Consider the following 17,998-nt stretch of genomic DNA (forward strand, 5'->3'; position numbering starts at 1 on the left):
TTCATTTCGTTGAACCTGAACTATACTTAAATTGTAAAAAAGAAGAGGGAAAACAAAAAAATCAAAGATAAGATGAAAGGAGAAATAATTCATGAAAAAAGGAGTTATTCAATTAGAAACATTATCTTGTCCATCTTGTATGCAAAAGATTGAAAATGCGGTGAAAGGATTAAACGGGGTTAATCAAGATAGCTTAAAAGTATTATTTAATGCTAGTAAAGTAAAAGTAGATTTTGATTCAGAAACGATCACCATTAACGATATCGAAAAAGCTATTGAAGACTTAGGATATCCAGTCGTCAAATCAAAAGTAAAATCGGCCTAAGACCAAAAAATCACAAGAAAGAGGGAACGAATAATGTCTGAACAAACATTTAACGAAGTAATAACAAACCATTTTGAAAAACTGGATTTATACACCACTGCAATTACACGGGCCCATGGTAAGAATCACCCAGAAGCCTTTGAAGTACGTGAATTGTTTGAAACAATTAGTGGAAAAGTAAAAGACGCAGGTACGAACAAACCTGACTTAGATGCTGAATTTGCTCAATTACGAAAAATCACAGACAACTACACCATTCCTGGAGATGTATGTGAAACGTATGCAGGCACATTCGAGATGTTATCAGAAGTAGATAAAGCATATCATGCTTAAAGTAACTCAAAAACAAAAGAATAGATTGGTTTACGGTCGTTAAAAAATGAAGGGGGAAATGATTTATGCAAAAAGCAACGATTCAATTAGAAACCTTATCTTGCCCATCTTGTCTCCAAAAGATTGAAAATGCGGTGAAAGGAATAAACGGTGTGAATCAAGATAGCTTGAAAGTAATGTTCAATGCAAGTAAAGTAAAAGTAGATTTTGATTCAGAAGCAGTCGCTATTAACGATATCGAAAAGGCAATTGAAGACTTAGGATATCCTGTTGTCAAATCAAAGGTAAAACCTGCTTAATCGAGTGAATAGAAAGGAAGCCTAGGATGCCCTCTTAGGCTTTTTATAAAAGGGAGAGGTTATTTTGGAACAAAACCAATGTTGTCATCACCAACATGGACATGCAGAATGTATTCGTATTGTTCCCATTTTCAACCATTTGGAAGACTCACAAATGGATTTGATTGCGGAATCTGCCAAGATACTTCATCTTAAAAAAGAGGAAATGTTATTCCGTGCAGATGAGGAAGATGATACCTTATATATTATCAATTCAGGTAAGGCTCGGATTTACCGCTTATCGGATTCTGGAAAAGAACAACTTGTTCGCATTTTAAATCCTGGTGATTTTACAGGTGAAGTCGCCATTTTCCAACCTGGAAGTATTCATGAGAATTATGCGGAAGCACTACAAAATACATCTATTTGTTTAATTAAACGAGGTGATTTACAGAAGTATTTGGTGGAATATCCGCAGATCTCATTAAAAATACTGTCAGAAGTAACGATGCGTTTAAAGGCTTCTGAAAAACAAACCACACAAGTAGCGATTGAAAATGTAGAAACCCGCATTATATCCTTTTTAGCTGAGAATGTTGAAAAGGGAAGTGGCGATAGTCCAACGATTATCTTACCAATGTCCAAAAAGGATTTAGCCTCGTATCTTGGTACCACACCAGAAACAATCAGCCGTAAATTTACTACTCTAGAAGAACTTGGATTGATTAAACAGTTACCGAAAAAGAAAATTAAAATAATGGATTTAGATCAATTGTTACTTCATACTGAATAAATATAAGCAGAGTAGCGTGCCATCATCTAACGTGTTAAGTTTAATAGTACAAAACATAAAATAACAAACCTTTTAGCAATCCAATTAGCATATAAAATGGATTGCTAATTTTTGTTGATTTAACAATGTTTATCTACAAAAAGAAAGAGAAATGGCTACTTATTTGGCACTTATTTTACCAAGACGACATAAACTTGTGTCAACTGCATAATTCATTAGCAAAACACCCCCTAATAACTAAGCTAATTCCTCTGATAAATAACTAAGTAATTGGAAATTTATGTTAAAATTATAATTTGGATTGTGAATTAGTGTACTTAAAGTAACGGGGGCTTTAGTTAAATAACCATCTTCCACAATACCAGCTAATAGCTGTCAAGAATTAAGGCTTAAAAAGTTCTTTAAAGCATGTTACACTAAAATTAGGCATACTAAATAAGCCTTTTCATTTAAAGGAAAAAAACGTAAAGAGATAAAGTTAATTACACTTGATCTACAAAGACTTCTTGACGTTTTAACATGGCATATAGCCAATGAACAAGCTTGTTCGCACAAGCGATAATAGCAACTTTGTGTGGTTTACCTTCGTTTCTTTTACGTTCATAAAAAGCCATGAGCTTTTTATTTCGATCTTTGGCTAAACCACATTGGACAGCCGTGTAAAGCGTTTGTCTTAATCTTGATGAACCTCTTTTCGTAATCCGATTAATAGAGGCTTTAAACTTACCAGATTCAAAAACAGATGGATCCAAACCTGCATAGGCTACTACCTTTTTAGGGTTCTCAAATTGGTTAATATCGCCAATTTCAGAGAGGATTGTTGCTGCAATCTTATCTCCGATACCAGGCACGGATTGGATCAATCTATATTCCTCAAATGACTTGGCTAAAACGCTGATTTCTTTTAATAATTTTGATAGATGCTCTTGATATTGAAAAAGCATCTGAATATACATACGCAAACTGATAAGTTGTCCATGGCTAATTTGAGACTGGAAAGGATTGCGTTTTGCCGCCAGTTTTAACTGTTGTGCTTTGTCTAAAAACCATTCATGTGAACGCTTAGCACCAAATTGACGCATCCCTTCAGCCAGCTTCTCATCAGTGATTTTATGGACGTCCAAAGCCGTAGGATAATTCAATAAAGTGTTTAAGGATAGCTTGCCATATAAATCACTAAAAACAGTGTGGTACTCTGGGAATACTTGATCCAGGGCCACTTGAAATTGAAGTTTTATCTGGACATAACTATCAGTTAAAGCACTGTGCTGCCTTGTTAAAAGACGCAAATTAAGGGCCTTTTCAGTTTTCTTTTGATAGATTTCTAGATCTTCTTTGTAGTAAAGCTCGCCTAAATGATACGCATCAGCTTTATCCGTTTTTACTTGACGTAAATTAGTTTTCCTAGCTTCGAAGGAAATCACTGGATTAACCAAATAATACGCTATATCATTATCCTCAAGGAAATGAAGAACTGGCTCATGATAGTGTCCAGTAGATTCAAAGATAATAGCCGGAGGCTGACCTGAAATCTGTTCTAACTCTTGATAAAAGCTATGAAATGATTGAAGCCCTGGTAAATCGTGTGTAAATTTAAAACTTTGCTTATAAGTCTCTTTCCTTTGTAAAAAAGCTTGAACTTGGCTTTCGCCTTTCGCAACATCCAAGCCAATTACAGGGTCCATATACAAACACACTCCTTTTAATATATTTGCCGGTTCGCCTCTTTATCACTCGTAGTGTCATAGCTTCGCTTGTTATACGGGATCTGTGTCCCAACCAGCCTCAAACATGTTTCTACAAGGAGAGGGTGGACAGTATAGCGGACGGGATCGATGTCCCACGGGCGCGAACGTCCTACCCCGGCTACCTTAATCATAAAACCTATAAAAAATAGGTCAACCAGAAATGACTGGCTAACCTTATAATACGATCGGGCGCGATTGTTGCATAAGGAAACATATATAACAAAGGAACTTCCGATAAATGGAAGTTCCTAGTTTTTTTATAATAAAACAACATTGAACTTTAACAGAGCCATTTTAAAAGAAACGCTAAATCTATTGATATAACAGTATTCCTAGTTACTTAATACAACTTATTTCTTTCTATCCATAAACGGCCACCAGTTATAGTTCTAATCGAGATTGATTTCCATGATGACTTTTATTATTTTTTCATAATTAGTTCGGGTTTGCTTATGTATCCTAAAGCTCATAATAGGTATCACATAATATAAAAGGTATAATAAGAAAGCAAAAAAAACATTTCAGATAAATTTAATGCATACATCAATTGAAACAACAATAGTGATTGTGAATATTTTTTCCTTTTACAAAAAAGCAATTACCTACTAAGGTAACAGCCTTTATCCCCTAACATATACTTGCCCCAATCTTGCCCCAAATTAATATATTTTAAAGTGTTTAAATAAAAAAGACAAAAAAAGAATTATGCTTACAACCGTTGATACATCAACGATTAACAGATTTTAAAACCCGTTAAAGGTAAGCATAATTTTACAGGGGGAATACGAGAAAGTCTTACATTCATAAGTATACCCCCCCTAAACATTTATAAACATATTTTTTGAAAAAAATTACATTTTATTTCATCGCATGAACAATGTCTTCGTAAACAGTATGCCATAAGTCCTCGTCCGTAGTGAATCTTTTACGTGATTCTGTCGCGTATTCCTTAAATGCAGCCTCATATGCAGGGTCTTCTTTTGGTGGAAAATTTTTCTTAAAACTATTTGCATATTTCTCAACTTCTGGTGCCATTGGACCCCATGTGCCTAATTCATTTCCAGCTTCATCTAAGAAAATAAAAATAGGGATAATTCGTTTTTCGTTTGTTAAATATTGATCCATTAATTCTAAGTGAGAATCACGTGGCAATACACGAACTGGAATATTCGCTTTTTCTAAAGTACGGAATAAAATTGGAATATCTAACATACAATGGCCACACCACACTTCCCCAAGTACGATTACACGTGTTGTTTGTTTTGCTTGAAGTGCTTCGATATCTTTTTCGGGTACTTGAAAGTTTTCATAAATTTGCATGAAGCCATCTTTTAAATCTGCTAAGTCTGCCATATATTGTGCTGTTGTTTGTCCTTTTTCAAACCAATTATTTAAATTCATTACTGTTCGCTCCTTTTTATATGATTAATGCTAGTGTACTGTAAATAGATACAAACGTAAAGATGTGTCGTGTTTGCTTGTGCACCATTTTTTTCGTATGATAAAAGAAAAAATATTCGGGGGAAGTCGACATGGAAGTTGCAACAGTAGCCGATGCAAAAGATGTACATGCCATCATGACGGCAGCATTTTCACGCTATAAGCATGATCCATTTCCAACAAGTGCGCTACAGGAAACAGTAGCATCTGTACGGAAGGATTTACAAAACGGGGAATTAGCCTTTTTTTATGTTGAAAAGAATGAGCGTGTTGGAATGGTGCGTTGTGTATTAAAAAAGGACTATTTATATTTTAGACGTCTCAGTGTGTTGCCAAAGATGCAAGGGAAGGGCATTGCAAAAAAGATTTTAGCGTTTTTAGAAAAGGAAGCAAAACGGTTACACCTTCCAGCAATTCGTTGTAAAGTAAGAAAATCAGAACCGAAAAACATTGCATTGTATGAAAGTGTTGGCTACGTCATCATCGGGGAAGAAGATGTAGAAAAAGAACATGGTGCATTGCCGATCGTCGTGATGGAAAAACAATTAAATTAGTCCATCATGTATTTGAGTGTTTGTCTGTTGCAATTTTTAAACAATTGTTTTATGATAGATATACAATTACATATCGATTCTTCGGGGCAGGGTGAAATTCCCGACCGACGGTAAAAAGTTTGTATAAACTTTAAGCCCGTGACCTGCTATATATAATATAGTGGCTGATCTGGTGTAATTCCAGAGCCGACAGTACAGTCTGGATGGGAGAAGATGAAGCTATGATTTGTGCAATATACGTTAATTGTATATGCGCTTATTTCCCTATATATTAATGCCCTAAAACGACAGCTGTTTTAGGGTTTTTTATTTGCAAAAGGGAAGTGAAATATAGCTTCTTCCTTCATTAAAGTTTTGAATCGATAGAAAAATGAAGGGGAGAAGAAAGCAGATGCAAAAGTCACAAAGTTCATCAAAGTTATTGAAATTAGTTGTTTTGTCGTTGTTAGCTACGATGTCACTCGTATTATTTTTTATTAGTTTTCCATTACCACTATTACCACCTTATTTAAAGGTTGATTTTAGTGATATTCCAGCATTAATTGCAGGGATGATTTTCTCACCAGCTGCAGGGGTACTCGTTGTATTTTTGAAAAACCTTATGTATTTCGTTGCAAAAGGGGCAACAGATCCTATTGGTGTCGTGGCAAACTTTATCGCTGGTACGTTATACGTATTCCCAGTTGCTTATTTATACCGTAAATATAGTGGCATCAACTCGATTATCCTCGGATTAACTATCGGGACAGTAGTCATGGCAGTTGTGATGACGATTTTAAATTACTTCATCATTTTACCTGCATACGGCATGTTTGTCGGTGTTGGATTTACAGATACTGCTAAATGGATTGCTGTGATTGGTGGGGTATTACCATTCAACTTCATTAAAGGGGTTATCGTAAGTATTTTATTCGTCCCTTTATTCTTTAAGTTGAAAGAATGGATTGAAAAGAAAAAAGTGCCAACGAGCGCTGCTTAATATAAAAAATGTACACGATATGGTGTTAGTAGTGAGATGCTACTGACACCATTTTTATATGGGTTTCAATCGTCCCAACAGACAACCCTACGGCACATCTATTAGACATGCCGTAGGGTGAATCATTCCAACTTAATGTTCCAATTTAAACGTAAAGGTTACTTCATTTTTGTATATTCCACGCTCAAACGTTCGTTCGATCCATGTGACATCATGCTGATGTGTGACGAGAAGAACAGTAGAAGCCCTCGTACCATAACCATCTGTTTTAATAAAGATAGAAGAGAGGGCACGCTCCAATTCTAGCGGAATCCCCGTATGTGGCAACGCATCATCTGGTGCTCGTTCCATCATAGCGAGTTGCTCGAATAAGACTTCTACATCGATAATGTCCACCGAATGTACATATTCCTCTAACATCGTGCGAGCACGCTCCACTTTTGGCCACGGTGTGTTTAAAAACGCATTGCTTACGGTATGGGTGCCAGGAGCAACCGATGTGATTTCACCTTGGCGGTTCGCATAATACATCAGCTTGTCTACAGATCCAACGAGGACATTAAAACCGTTATATTGCGCGCGATCTTGATGCAATTTTTCTAAAAAGTCTTCCGGTGAATCATCACCTAATACAAAGGATGGGACGATTTCGCCACGTGTTTTTCGGTCTGGATGTTCATTCGCCATATCTCGGTAGTTCGTTAGGGCGGCAAACCTGCCGTCTTTCGTCAACGCCATCCACGTACCACCTGCACGTAAATCACGACCAGCGAGTAATTGGGGATGGTCCTCCCACCAATTAGCGGCAGCTGTTGGCCGATTATAAAATTCATCTCGGTTTGCGATGACGATCAGTTTGTAGGTTGGATGATTTCCTTGATGAAAACTAATAATACACATAGAACATCCTACTTTCTTCTTTTGACGACGCCAATGGTACAACGGGAAATACAAACTTTGGCATTCTGTTCATCGCGAATGTCGATGTTCCATACTTGTGTCGTACGCCCAATATGTATCGGTGTGGCAGTTGCTGTTACAACTCCTTCCCGTTTGCTTTTTAAATGATTCGCATTAATTTCGACACCAAAAACACCTTCTTCTTCTTGGTCGACATTTAAAAAGCCACCAATACTTGCCGCAGTTTCGGCTAATAATACACTTGCACCACCGTGTAAATACCCCATTGGTTGATGTGTTCGTTCATCGACAGGCATCGTCATGACGACACGGTCTTTTTCTGTTGTTACTACTTCAATCCCTAATGCTTCCATTAATTTATTTTCCTTAAACATTGTACCATCCCCCAATGAAATTAATATAAAAATAGAGAAGCTTTCATGCTATTATATCATGAAAGCCTCTCCGTTTGGATTAATGTATTACACAAAAATAGAAATAAAAATGGAAATGCCTAATAAAAATCCATACATCGTATTCGTTTTTCCAGTATTTGCCATGGCGGGCATCATTTCTAGCGGTGTAGTATTTTCAGCGAATCCTTTAATTACTTGTACAGCTTTCGGAACACTTAATAAAACGATGAGCGACCAAATCGGCAATGTCCCAACGATGATTAACAACATCGTAATGACATATGCACTAAGGAAGAAAATTGCTTGCATCGTAATCGCACCTTTTCTTCCGAGTAAAATCGCTAATGTTTTTCGTCCACTAATTTTATCATTTTCAAGGTCACGAATATTGTTTGCCATTAAAATCGCTCCGATTAAAATCGCAACAGGAAGGGAAACAAAAATCATCTCTTTTGTCACTGTACCAGCTTGGATAAAATAACTGATCGCGATCATGACAGTACCCATCAGTCCACCGGCAAAAAATTCCCCAAACGGAGTGTACGCAATGGGAATAGGCCCACCTGTATATAAATAACCGATCACCATCGACACTGCCCCGATTAACGCAATCCACCAGCTTGAAGCATAACAAATATAGATACCTAATATAAATGCAATTCCATAAAAGGTGAACGCTAAACGTAAGACCGTTTTTGGTTGTACCCCATCCCGGACGATGGTCCCACCAATCCCGACCGATTTTTCATTATCTAATCCACGAACGAAATCATAATATTCATTGAACATATTTGTCGCCGCTTGTATTAAAATTGATGCGAGTAACATCGCTAAAAATAATAATAGGTGAAACGTTTCTTGTTCCACATAGGCAAAAACCGTTCCGACAAAGACAGGAATAAACGAGGCTGTTAAGGTGTGGGGACGTAATAAACGCCACCAAACTTGAAATCCATCTCGTTCATTTAACACTTCTTTGATCATCGTTTTATCATGTGCCATTTGAATAAATCTCCTTCTTTTTCTCCATAAAAAAACATACTCCTTATTTATCTTATGGAATGGACAACGACATGTCAATTTTATGGAATGAAAACAATGAAAAACAGTCCATTTTCTTGAGAATCTATCAAAATAAGCATAAAATAGAAGAGTAGCGAAAATGCTACGTATTATTGGAGGTATCGTAATGATTGATTTACAGGAAAAAACGTTACAGTCCTTTTTATATAAAACGAAAGAAAAAGCAGTACAAGCAAGTAAAAGATTGTTCATTAGCTGGTCTGAAAAAATTGCGCCAGTCGTCATGATCGATGTGTTTAATGCTGCAAAAAATAAAGGAAAACAACGTCAATTTTGGACGAATGGAAAAAAAGATTTTTCCATCGTAGGAATTGGAACGACAAAGACGATTATCGCATCAGATGATCAAATTCATGCATTGCAACAACAGTGGGAGACTTTTGTACAAGAGGCCATTATTTACGATCCTTATGAAACAGTTGGAACAGGGGCAATTGCACTTGGTGGGATGGATTTTGACCCAAAGAAAAACCGAACGACTTTATGGGAAAAGTACGAAACGAGTGCGCTAATGGTTCCTGAAATGACGGTCGTACATCATGAAAATAACTACTATGTAACATTTCAAATAGAAATGAATGAAACGACAGATATTGCAGAAGTGTTACTTCGAATAGAGGAAATGAAGCAATATTTACAACCGGCATCCTTAAAGAAAGTGTCAGGACAAAAAATCGTTGCCGAAAAAGAGATTGCACCGAATGAGTGGAAACAGTCTGTGCAAGAAGCAGTCGATGCAATTAAAAGCGGCGAAGCGAAAAAAATTGTGCTCGCTCGTGAAATGCGCGTGCAGTTAAATCAACGTGCAAATATCGCATGGATGTTACATCGTTTAATGGAAACACAGCCGAATAGTTATGTGTTTGCATTTGAAAAAGAGGAAGACAATTGCTTCATTGGTGCCACACCAGAAAGACTCGTTCAAGTAGAAGGGGACGAGCTTTTATCGACATGTCTTGCAGGAACGGCACCACGTGGCAAAACAGAAGCAGAAGATAAACAAATTGCACAAGATTTATTAGAAGACCCGAAAAACCGTGAAGAACATCATTATGTCGTCCAAATGATTCGTGATAGTATCGAGGATGATTGTGAAACGGTACATATTCCGAATGAACCGACTGTATGGACATTACGGAATTTACACCATTTGTTTACACCAGTGACAGCAACATTAAAAGCGAACAAATCGATTTTTAATACGGTAGCAAAATTGCACCCGACACCAGCGCTCGGAGGTTTACCGAAAGAAGCGGCATTAACGTATATTCGGGAACATGAACGATTAGACCGTGGTTGGTATGGTGCCCCAGTCGGTTGGGTCGATTCGAATCATAATGGGGAATTTGCGGTCGCCATTCGTTCAGGACTTGCGCAAGGGGAGGAAATTTCGTTGTTTGCTGGATGTGGGGTCATGCGTGATTCAGACCCACAGATGGAATATGAAGAAACAGGGGTAAAATTTTTACCAATGTATAATGTGTTGGAGGATAACGAATGAATCATATAGAAAATGTAACCCGCTATGTTGGTAACTTTGTCGATGAGTTATTCCGTAGCGGGCTAACGCATGTCGTCATTTCGCCAGGGTCAAGATCGACGCCACTAGCGATGATGTTATGCGAACATAAAAAAATAAAAGAATATGTCGTCATCGATGAACGTTCTGCTGCATTTTTTGCATTAGGGATTGCGAAGAAGACGAAAAAACCTGTTGCGATCGTTTGTACATCTGGTACAGCGGCGGCAAATTATATGCCAGCCATCGTGGAGGCGAAGTATGCACGTGTACCACTCATCGTCTTAACAGCTGATCGACCACATGAATTACGGCATATCGGTGCATCCCAGACGATTAATCAAGTTGGGATGTATGGCGATTTTGTAAAAATGTTTGAAGAAATGGCCTTACCAGAAGGGTCCGATATGATGCTTGATTACGTAAGACAACGAGCAGGGCGTGCATATCGTATTGCAGAAGGACCTGTGGCGGGACCTGTCCATTTAAATTTCCCGTTTCGTGAACCACTCGTTCCTGATTTTTCTTTAGACAATATTTGGGGCAAACGAAAAGAACGTTTTAATGTGTTACATACTGGTAAAAAACGTTTGGAGCCGACACAATTAATGCAATTAGCAAAAGTGATGCAAGAAAAAGAGCGTGGGCTCATCGTTTGTGGGCCACAATTTGATATGACGTTAGCAGATGCAGTCGTCGCATTAAGTGAACTGTTAAACATTCCGATTTTGGCCGATCCATTGTCACAACTTCGTGCAGGTGCACATGAGAAAGCTACCATCATGACAACCTATGATGCTGTTTTACGTACCGAAAAAATCCGAGCCGATTTTCAACCTGATTATATTCTTCGTTTTGGTGCGATGCCGATTTCAAAGAATTTTATGTTTTATACGACAGAACATCGTCATGTGCCACAGTTTGTCGTCGAAGAAGGCGAAGAAGTGCGCGAGCCGACGAATGATGATACACAATATATTATCGCTAATAGTGTCCGCTTTTGTGAAGATATGATGCACTATTTGGAAGCAAAAGAAGATCGTACATGGTTGCATAAATGGCAAGTGACGGAACAATTGGCGAAAGATTTTTTACAAGCGGAAGATACGACGTTAACAGAAGGAATTACCGCACGTACATTAGCGACTTGTATCCCGAATAATAGTATTTTATTTACAGCAAACAGTATGCCAGTCCGAGATATCGATACATTTTTCTTCCAAACAGATAAAAATATTATCGTACAAGCGAATCGTGGCGTTAGTGGCATTGATGGAACAATCGCAACCGCGTTAGGGATGGCGGCTGTCACGAAAAAACGTGTCACTTTGTTGATCGGGGATTTAAGTTTTTATCATGATTTAAATAGTTTATGGATGGCGAAACATTATAACATTGACATTACAATCGTCGTCATCAATAATAATGGTGGAGGTATCTTCTCGTTTCTTCCTCAGTCCAGAGAGGAGAAACATTTTGAAACATTATTCGGAACGCCGTTACACATTGACTTCTCTTATGCGGTCAATATGTATGAAGGTATTTACAGCATTGTCGAAGATGTCGATGCATTCATTCAACAGTATGAGCAAAGTTTACAAATAAAGGGCTTATCTGTCATTGAAGTCCAGACAGATCGTGCTGAAAATGTCGCATGGCACCGGGATGTTTGGGGAAAAATTGTTCAAAAGGTGGAGCAAGATGCCGAATAAGCAGGAGGATCAATTTTTTACCGTTGGGGATGCAACTTATCGCTATCGTATCGAAGGGACAGGTGATATGCTCGTCTTATTGCACGGTTTTACCGGGACCATGCATACGTGGGATTTGCTCACTGAAACATTACGCGACCAGTTTACCGTCCTCCGAATCGATTTGCCTGGACATGGAAAAACAAATTGCCCGACAGGTCGAACGATGGAGCAATTTTCTAATGACTTACATGCATTGCTGGAGGAACTGAACGTACATAGGTGTATCTTGCTCGGTTATTCTTTAGGAGGAAGAACGGCATTGTCGTTTGCACAATTTTTTCCTGAAAAAGTGCGTGCCCTCCTCTTAGAAAGTGCATCACCTGGACTTGCGACAGAAGCAGAAAGAACGGCACGAGTTGAAAGGGATGAAGTTTTAGCAAAGAAAATTGAAACGAATGGGGTGGAAGCTTTTGTCGATGCGTGGGAAAATATCCCATTATTTGCGACGCAAAAAGCGTTACCGGAAGCGGTACGAGCAACCATTCGCGCGGAACGTTTATCACAATCAAAAGCAGGACTCGCGATGTCGTTACGAACGATGGGAACTGGTGTGCAAGAACCTTGGTGGGACATGCTAGAGGCGATGGCCATGCCAGTGACGCTCATTGTTGGCGCACAAGATGAAAAATTCGTCCATATAAATGAAAAAATGAAGCGTTCCCTTTCTTGTGGAGAACTTTTTGTCGTAGCACAGGCAGGACATTGTGTGCATGTTGAACAAGTTGAAAAATTTGCTAAAATAGTATGGAAGCAGTTAACAAAAATAGAATGAATACGTTTTGTTTGAAAAGGTGAGATAGCTGCTGAGACCGTCCTCTATTATTTACGTTTAGGCGAGATTGGCATTCGAATGAGGCAATTTATTCTATTAAAAAATATATAAAGAGGTGTCCATAATGGTACAATGGGAAAAAGTAAGAGATTATGAAGAAATTATATATGAAAAAGCAAACGGCATCGCAAAAGTTACGATGAACCGTCCAGAAAAACATAATGCGTTCACACCACTTACAGTAAGTGAAATGATCGATGCATTTGCAGATGCTCGCGATGATGCAAGTGTTGGCGTCATCATTTTAACAGGTGAAGGGGACAAAGCATTTTGTTCAGGTGGAGACCAATCTGTCCGTGGACATGGTGGATACGTTGGAACAGATCAAATCCCTCGTCTAAACGTATTAGACTTACAACGTTTAATCCGTACGATTCCTAAACCAGTTATCGCGATGGTAAATGGGTACGCAATCGGTGGCGGACACGTGTTACACGTTGTATGTGATTTAACAATCGCTTCCGAAAATGCAACATTCGGACAAACTGGACCAAAAGTTGGTAGCTTTGATGCTGGATATGGTGCAGGTCTATTAGCGGAAATGGTTGGCCAAAAACGTGCTCGTGAAATTTGGTACTTATGTCGCCAGTACACTGCTGCAGAGGCATATGAAATGGGCTTAGTTAACAAAGTCGTTCCATTAGAACAATTAGAGGCAACGACAGTAGAATGGTGTGAGGAAATTTTAGCGAAATCACCTACTGCACTTCGTTTCTTAAAAGCTTCATTCAACGCTGCAACAGACGGTTTAGCAGGATTGCAACAAATGGGTGGAGACGCAACATTATTATATTACACATCAGACGAGGCAAAAGAAGGACGCGACGCGTTTAAAGAAAAACGCACTCCAGACTTCGATCAATTCCCTCGTTTCCCTTAATAAGTAAGCATCGTAGAAAAAATGAAACACGACCATTCGCTGGTACGTGTTTCATTTTGTTTCTAAGATGTTGGGATTGGGAGCGGGGGCTGTTTTATCGTCCCTGAAATCGGGAAAAATGGAAACTCGGGGACGCTGGACTGCTCTACCGTCCTTGAAATCAGAAAAATTGGAAACTCAGGGACGCTGGGTCGTTCTACCGTCCTTGAAATCGCGAAAATCGGAATCTCAGGGACGCTGGGTCGTTCTACCGTCCTTGAAATCGCGAAAATCGGAATCTCAGGGACGCTGGGTCGTTCTACCGTCCTTGAAATCGCGAAAATCGGAATCTCAGGGACGCTGGGCTGCTCTATCGTCCTTGAAATCAGGAAAATTGAAATCTCAGGGACGCTGGGCCGCTCTACCGTCCTTGAAATCGCGAAAATTAGAATCTCAGGGACGCAAGGCGCCACCTCGCCACCCGTGCATTTGCAATAACTGTATTGAAAGTGCGCCAGAATGTAGACATAACAAAGATGCTATGTCCAATTGCTACAATCATGCAATTTTAATGAATCATTGTAAATAAAATTTAAAAGGAGGGATTGGAATGGGAGAAAAAATGCCTCTATGGCTGGACCGTCAAGCATATTTGCAACCGGAGGGCATTGCGCTGGAAAAGGTAGATGGAACGACGTGGACATTCAAGCAAATGCAACGCCAAAGTAAACAAATCGCCAAACAAATGGCTGCACTCCATATAAAGGAAGGCGAAAAAGTTGCACTCCTCGCACAAAATAGTGAAAATATCGCCTTTATCGCACATGCATGCACATATATCGGGGCCGTCCTTGTTTTATTGAATACGAAATTGACGAACCGTGAATTGACATATCAATTAAAAACGGCGGATGTCCAACTATTAATTGGAGAAGAAGAGTTGCTTACAGAAAAGGGATTAGATTTTTCAAACATGCACACATTCGAAACCATTTTTTCCTTACAAGAAGCAAATATTTCGTTAAAAAAGGAAATGGATATGACGCAACCTTATACGATGATGTTTACGTCTGGAACGACGGGCTACCCGAAAGCAGTTGTTCATACATATAGCAATCATTGGTGGAGTGCGGTTAGTTCGGCATTGAATTTAGGGCTTCATAAAGATGACAAGTGGTTACTAACATTGCCGATGTTCCATATTGGTGGCTTTTCGACGTTAGTAAAAAGTGTTATATATGGGATGACCGTTTTTCTGATGGAAAAATATGACCGAGAAATCGTGTATGAAGCGATGAAAAATCGCAAAATAACGATCGTATCTTTTGTAACTTTAATGTTGAAAAATTACATAGAAGACAATAAAGGGGAAAGTTTTCCGAGTAATGTACGTTGCATTCTACTTGGTGGTGGCTCTGTGCCAAGTGTTTTACTCGATGAAGTGGAGAAAAAATCTATCCCATTGTTCCAGTCATATGGCATGACAGAGACGACATCGCAAATCGTCACACTTAGTGAACAAGATGCACACCGGAAATTAGGTGCATCTGGGAAAGCCCTTTTCCCGGCTGACATACAAATTGATGCTCCGAATGAAGATGGCATCGGGGAAATTCTCGTACGGGGACCGATGGTAATGGAAGGTTATTATAAAAATGACATGGCAAATGAAAAAAGTTTCCATGACGGCTGGTTCCATACTGGAGATGTAGGACGATTCGATGAGGAAGGATTTTTATATGTCGTGGATCGTCGTAATGATTTAATCATTTCTGGAGGAGAAAATATTTATCCGACAGAAATTGAACAAGTTTTGCTAAAAAATTCGAACATCCTTGATGCTGCTGTCGTTGGGAAACGTGATGATGTATGGGGGGAAGTACCTGTTGCATTTATCGTGACGGACGAAAAGGTTGATGAAGCGTCCCTTCGAGCATCATTGCGCGAATCTCTTGCATCGTATAAAATTCCGAAACAATTTTTTATCGTAGATGTTTTACCGAGAAATGCTTCTAATAAAATTATGCGACATAAATTAGCGGAACAGTTGTAAAAAATATGTATGAATTTCCTATAATTGGTACAACCTATTAATGGAGGTTGATACGGATGGAGAAAAAACGCTATGAGGTCGATGTGCAAGCAAAGCAGTTAACAGAAGTGACTAATGGAAAAGCACGTGGTTTAGTCATCACTGCATCACAACAAGAAGCAGATATGTTGGAGTTGAAATTTACCGAATTAGGAAAATATGAATTTGATTCATATGTGAGGGCACATATTCCAATTATGCCGTATTCGAATGATGTGTCGAATGATAGGTACAATGAAACATTGCGTGATATTTATGAAAATGTTTATCGCCTTGCGGATCAGGAGACGAAAGATCGCATGATGGAGGAAGGAATTTTAACAGAAGTGAAAAGATTGAAATAGTTTCTGGTAGATTCGTTTCTATTTTTCCTAATAAATGGTATCATTTAAAATAGAAATAGAAGCGGGAAGGTTGACTGGAAGGTTGAAATTTACATTCAAAGATTTTTACAAAAATAAAGTACAATTGTCGTTTGAAGAAGAACCATTTTCAAAAGACCCGAAACATGTGTGGGTTATTGCACGTTATCATGATAAATGGTTGATGACGAAACATAAAAGCCGTGGAGTCGAGTTTCCCGGCGGAAAAGTGGAACCTGGTGAAACAGCTGATGTCGCCGCAATTCGTGAAGTAATGGAAGAAACGGGTGCAACCGTACAACAGTTGCATTATATCGCACAATATCATGTAGCTGGGAAAAGTGATTCTATCATTAAAAATGTTTATTTTGCGATGATTGAACAGATAGAAGAACAGGTGACATATTATGAAACAGAAGGACCACGTTTATTCGATGATATTCCTTCGAATATAAAAGAAAATGATCTATTCAGTTTTATGATGAAAGATGATGTATTGACACATTGTCTTGCATATATTGAACGACATTTTGACATAAAAAACTAAGCCGATAAAAGGCTTAGTTTTTTTGTGTTCATGTAGAACATAAAAAGCTGATAGTTATGATTTTAAAAATATTTCAATTAATTAACTGAAAACGATTGCAAATATGATATAACTATATTATAATTTTACTAAATCGATTTAGTAAACCGGTTTAGTAAAGGAAGAGATAAATGAAAAAGGTAACGATGCAAGATGTGGCAGAAAAAGCAGGTGTATCGAAAAGCACTGTTTCACAGTTTATAAATAAACGATATGAGTATATGGCAGAAGAAACAAAAATTCGAATTGAGCGATCGATAGAAGAATTAGGGTATGTTCCTAATTATATTGCGAAAAGTTTAAAACAAAGAAAAACATATACAATTGGAGTCATTGTTGCTAATATCATTCACTCATTTTCTAATGAGATTATTCGTTCAATTGAAGATGTATGTGAAGAAGTGAATGTGCAAGTATTTGTATGCAATGCAGATGACCAACCTGAAAAAGAAAGACGTTATATGGAAATGTTAATTGCAAAACAAGTTGATGGGCTTATTATTTTACCAACTGGTGGAAATATGTCCTATTATGAAACTTTAAAGAAAAGTAATTTTCCAATTGTCTTTATTGACCGAAAGATTGAGCCATTAATTTATCCTGCTTTTATGTTAGATAATGAAAAGGCAGCTATAATGGCGATTAGTTTACTAATGGAAAAACATACGAAAATTGGTGTTGTTAGTACATCGTTAGAAAACCTTGTTACACCTAGAATTGAACGATTAAATGGATTTAAAAAAGCAATCCATAAATTAAATTTGCCATACAATGATGAATGGATTATTGCGACTGATAAAAATAATATTAAAAATAAATTAGAACATCTTTATGTAACAAAAAATTTACCAGACGCATTTTTTGCAACAAATGATATTTCATTAATTGAACTATTAAAGTTTTTAAAAGAGAAAAATATTTCCGTCCCAAATGAAATAGCTATTATTTCAATTGACGATTCTGATTATTTGGAAATAGCTTCTACACCAATTACAACGATTAAACAACCAACATTTGAAATTGGAAAAGATGCTGCAAAAAAATTACTTGATTTAATGGATGAAGAAAAATTAAAGGACATATATCAGGTAAAACGTTATATGCCGACAGTAATTAAAAGAGAATCAATATAGTTATAGGAGATA

Annotated in this window: 19 protein-coding genes and 1 riboswitch; of the genes, 14 read left to right on the forward strand and 5 right to left on the reverse strand. The window is 37.9% G+C overall.

Annotated elements, in window-relative coordinates:
• Positions 1-91 precede the first annotated feature (91 nt).
• From WKT09_RS07175 to WKT09_RS07190, 4 genes are all read left to right on the forward strand, one after another.
• Positions 92-325, forward strand: coding sequence for a heavy-metal-associated domain-containing protein (locus tag WKT09_RS07175; RefSeq protein WP_340415390.1), 234 nt, complete (start codon positions 92-94; stop codon positions 323-325).
• Between the two features lie 33 nt (positions 326-358).
• On the forward strand, positions 359-658 hold the full coding sequence (locus WKT09_RS07180; RefSeq protein ID WP_340415391.1) for an iron-sulfur cluster repair di-iron protein, ric: 300 nt from the start codon (positions 359-361) through the stop codon (positions 656-658).
• Positions 659-723: 65 nt separating this feature from the next.
• Positions 724-957 (forward strand): heavy-metal-associated domain-containing protein, encoded by a 234-nt coding sequence (locus tag WKT09_RS07185; RefSeq protein WP_026907428.1) that lies wholly within the window; start codon positions 724-726, stop codon positions 955-957.
• 64 nt (positions 958-1,021) lie between these two features.
• The gene (locus WKT09_RS07190) at positions 1,022-1,729 is read left to right on the forward strand and encodes a Crp/Fnr family transcriptional regulator (protein ID WP_340415392.1); all 708 of its coding nucleotides are present in this window, start codon (positions 1,022-1,024) and stop codon (positions 1,727-1,729) included.
• 482 nt (positions 1,730-2,211) lie between these two features.
• Here WKT09_RS07190 and WKT09_RS07195 read toward each other — a convergent pair whose 3' ends face one another.
• Together WKT09_RS07195 and WKT09_RS07200 are read right to left on the reverse strand one after the other, a co-directional pair.
• Positions 2,212-3,414, reverse strand: coding sequence for an IS110 family transposase (locus WKT09_RS07195; RefSeq protein WP_340415393.1), 1,203 nt, complete (start codon positions 3,412-3,414; stop codon positions 2,212-2,214).
• Positions 3,415-4,335: 921 nt separating this feature from the next.
• Entirely contained in the window at positions 4,336-4,878 is a 543-nt protein-coding gene (locus WKT09_RS07200) for a thioredoxin family protein (protein ID WP_340415394.1), read from the reverse strand.
• A gap of 131 nt (positions 4,879-5,009) precedes the next feature.
• Between WKT09_RS07200 and WKT09_RS07205 the strand changes: the two genes are divergently transcribed.
• Both WKT09_RS07205 and WKT09_RS07210 read left to right on the forward strand, forming a co-directional pair.
• Entirely contained in the window at positions 5,010-5,471 is a 462-nt protein-coding gene (locus WKT09_RS07205) for a GNAT family N-acetyltransferase (protein ID WP_340415395.1), read from the forward strand.
• Positions 5,472-5,544: 73 nt separating this feature from the next.
• Positions 5,545-5,690, forward strand: a riboswitch (FMN riboswitch).
• Between the two features lie 172 nt (positions 5,691-5,862).
• Positions 5,863-6,450: an ECF transporter S component gene (locus tag WKT09_RS07210; RefSeq protein ID WP_340415396.1), complete on the forward strand. Its 588-nt coding sequence runs from the start codon at positions 5,863-5,865 to the stop codon at positions 6,448-6,450.
• A gap of 132 nt (positions 6,451-6,582) precedes the next feature.
• Here the strand turns inward: WKT09_RS07210 and WKT09_RS07215 are convergent, their stop codons facing one another.
• The 3 genes from WKT09_RS07215 to WKT09_RS07225 all read right to left on the reverse strand — a co-directional run bounded on the left by WKT09_RS07215 (position 6,583) and on the right by WKT09_RS07225 (position 8,768).
• Entirely contained in the window at positions 6,583-7,350 is a 768-nt protein-coding gene (locus WKT09_RS07215; RefSeq protein WP_340415397.1) for an NRDE family protein, read from the reverse strand.
• A gap of 8 nt (positions 7,351-7,358) precedes the next feature.
• Positions 7,359-7,745 carry a hotdog fold thioesterase gene (locus WKT09_RS07220; protein WP_340415398.1) on the reverse strand — a complete coding sequence of 129 codons (387 nt, stop codon included), beginning with the start codon at positions 7,743-7,745 and terminating at the stop codon, positions 7,359-7,361.
• A gap of 87 nt (positions 7,746-7,832) precedes the next feature.
• Positions 7,833-8,768 (reverse strand): 1,4-dihydroxy-2-naphthoate polyprenyltransferase, encoded by a 936-nt coding sequence (locus WKT09_RS07225; protein WP_340415399.1) that lies wholly within the window; start codon positions 8,766-8,768, stop codon positions 7,833-7,835.
• A gap of 187 nt (positions 8,769-8,955) precedes the next feature.
• On the opposite strand from WKT09_RS07225, the gene WKT09_RS07230 reads away from it, so the two are divergent.
• The 8 genes from WKT09_RS07230 (at position 8,956) to WKT09_RS07265 (ending at position 17,986) form a co-directional block, all read left to right on the forward strand.
• Positions 8,956-10,350, forward strand: a complete 1,395-nt coding sequence (locus WKT09_RS07230) for an isochorismate synthase (protein ID WP_340415400.1) — start codon at positions 8,956-8,958, stop codon at positions 10,348-10,350.
• Positions 10,347-12,080, forward strand: a complete 1,734-nt coding sequence (gene menD, locus WKT09_RS07235; protein ID WP_340415401.1) for a 2-succinyl-5-enolpyruvyl-6-hydroxy-3-cyclohexene-1-carboxylic-acid synthase — start codon at positions 10,347-10,349, stop codon at positions 12,078-12,080. Before WKT09_RS07230 ends, menD begins: the two co-directional genes overlap by 4 nt.
• Entirely contained in the window at positions 12,070-12,894 is an 825-nt protein-coding gene (menH, locus tag WKT09_RS07240; RefSeq protein ID WP_340415402.1) for a 2-succinyl-6-hydroxy-2,4-cyclohexadiene-1-carboxylate synthase, read from the forward strand. Before menD ends, menH begins: the two co-directional genes overlap by 11 nt.
• A gap of 124 nt (positions 12,895-13,018) precedes the next feature.
• Positions 13,019-13,834 (forward strand): 1,4-dihydroxy-2-naphthoyl-CoA synthase, encoded by an 816-nt coding sequence (gene menB, locus WKT09_RS07245; RefSeq protein WP_340415403.1) that lies wholly within the window; start codon positions 13,019-13,021, stop codon positions 13,832-13,834.
• Between the two features lie 589 nt (positions 13,835-14,423).
• A complete protein-coding gene (locus WKT09_RS07250) occupies positions 14,424-15,866 on the forward strand; it encodes an o-succinylbenzoate--CoA ligase (RefSeq protein ID WP_340415404.1) in 1,443 nt (480 codons plus the stop codon).
• Positions 15,867-15,922: 56 nt separating this feature from the next.
• The gene (locus WKT09_RS07255) at positions 15,923-16,249 is read left to right on the forward strand and encodes a hypothetical protein (protein ID WP_340415405.1); all 327 of its coding nucleotides are present in this window, start codon (positions 15,923-15,925) and stop codon (positions 16,247-16,249) included.
• Between the two features lie 70 nt (positions 16,250-16,319).
• Positions 16,320-16,814 (forward strand): RNA deprotection pyrophosphohydrolase, encoded by a 495-nt coding sequence (gene ytkD / locus WKT09_RS07260; protein ID WP_340415406.1) that lies wholly within the window; start codon positions 16,320-16,322, stop codon positions 16,812-16,814.
• 170 nt (positions 16,815-16,984) lie between these two features.
• Complete coding sequence (locus WKT09_RS07265; protein WP_340415407.1) at positions 16,985-17,986, forward strand: LacI family DNA-binding transcriptional regulator; 1,002 nt, start codon at positions 16,985-16,987, stop codon at positions 17,984-17,986.
• Positions 17,987-17,998 lie beyond the last annotated feature (12 nt).

Source organism: Pseudogracilibacillus sp. ICA-222130 (assembly GCF_037892545.1).
GTDB lineage: Bacteria > Bacillota > Bacilli > Bacillales > Amphibacillaceae > Pseudogracilibacillus.

What these genes read in the sequence shown, in the direction of transcription:
- WKT09_RS07175 (WP_340415390.1), top strand. Translation starts at nt 92, where the DNA reads ATGAAAAAAGGAGTTATTCAATTAGAAACATTATCTTGTCCATCTTGT.
- WKT09_RS07180 (WP_340415391.1), top strand. Translation starts at nt 359, where the DNA reads ATGTCTGAACAAACATTTAACGAAGTAATAACAAACCATTTTGAAAAA.
- WKT09_RS07185 (WP_026907428.1), top strand. Translation starts at nt 724, where the DNA reads ATGCAAAAAGCAACGATTCAATTAGAAACCTTATCTTGCCCATCTTGT.
- WKT09_RS07195 (WP_340415393.1), bottom strand. Translation starts at nt 3,414, where the DNA reads ATGGACCCTGTAATTGGCTTGGATGTTGCGAAAGGCGAAAGCCAAGTT.
- WKT09_RS07200 (WP_340415394.1), bottom strand. Translation starts at nt 4,878, where the DNA reads ATGAATTTAAATAATTGGTTTGAAAAAGGACAAACAACAGCACAATAT.
- WKT09_RS07205 (WP_340415395.1), top strand. Translation starts at nt 5,010, where the DNA reads ATGGAAGTTGCAACAGTAGCCGATGCAAAAGATGTACATGCCATCATG.
- WKT09_RS07210 (WP_340415396.1), top strand. Translation starts at nt 5,863, where the DNA reads ATGCAAAAGTCACAAAGTTCATCAAAGTTATTGAAATTAGTTGTTTTG.
- WKT09_RS07215 (WP_340415397.1), bottom strand. Translation starts at nt 7,350, where the DNA reads ATGTGTATTATTAGTTTTCATCAAGGAAATCATCCAACCTACAAACTG.
- WKT09_RS07220 (WP_340415398.1), bottom strand. Translation starts at nt 7,745, where the DNA reads ATGTTTAAGGAAAATAAATTAATGGAAGCATTAGGGATTGAAGTAGTA.
- WKT09_RS07225 (WP_340415399.1), bottom strand. Translation starts at nt 8,768, where the DNA reads ATGGCACATGATAAAACGATGATCAAAGAAGTGTTAAATGAACGAGAT.
- WKT09_RS07230 (WP_340415400.1), top strand. Translation starts at nt 8,956, where the DNA reads ATGATTGATTTACAGGAAAAAACGTTACAGTCCTTTTTATATAAAACG.
- menD (WP_340415401.1), top strand. Translation starts at nt 10,347, where the DNA reads ATGAATCATATAGAAAATGTAACCCGCTATGTTGGTAACTTTGTCGAT.
- menH (WP_340415402.1), top strand. Translation starts at nt 12,070, where the DNA reads ATGCCGAATAAGCAGGAGGATCAATTTTTTACCGTTGGGGATGCAACT.
- menB (WP_340415403.1), top strand. Translation starts at nt 13,019, where the DNA reads ATGGTACAATGGGAAAAAGTAAGAGATTATGAAGAAATTATATATGAA.
- WKT09_RS07250 (WP_340415404.1), top strand. Translation starts at nt 14,424, where the DNA reads ATGGGAGAAAAAATGCCTCTATGGCTGGACCGTCAAGCATATTTGCAA.
- WKT09_RS07255 (WP_340415405.1), top strand. Translation starts at nt 15,923, where the DNA reads ATGGAGAAAAAACGCTATGAGGTCGATGTGCAAGCAAAGCAGTTAACA.
- WKT09_RS07265 (WP_340415407.1), top strand. Translation starts at nt 16,985, where the DNA reads ATGAAAAAGGTAACGATGCAAGATGTGGCAGAAAAAGCAGGTGTATCG.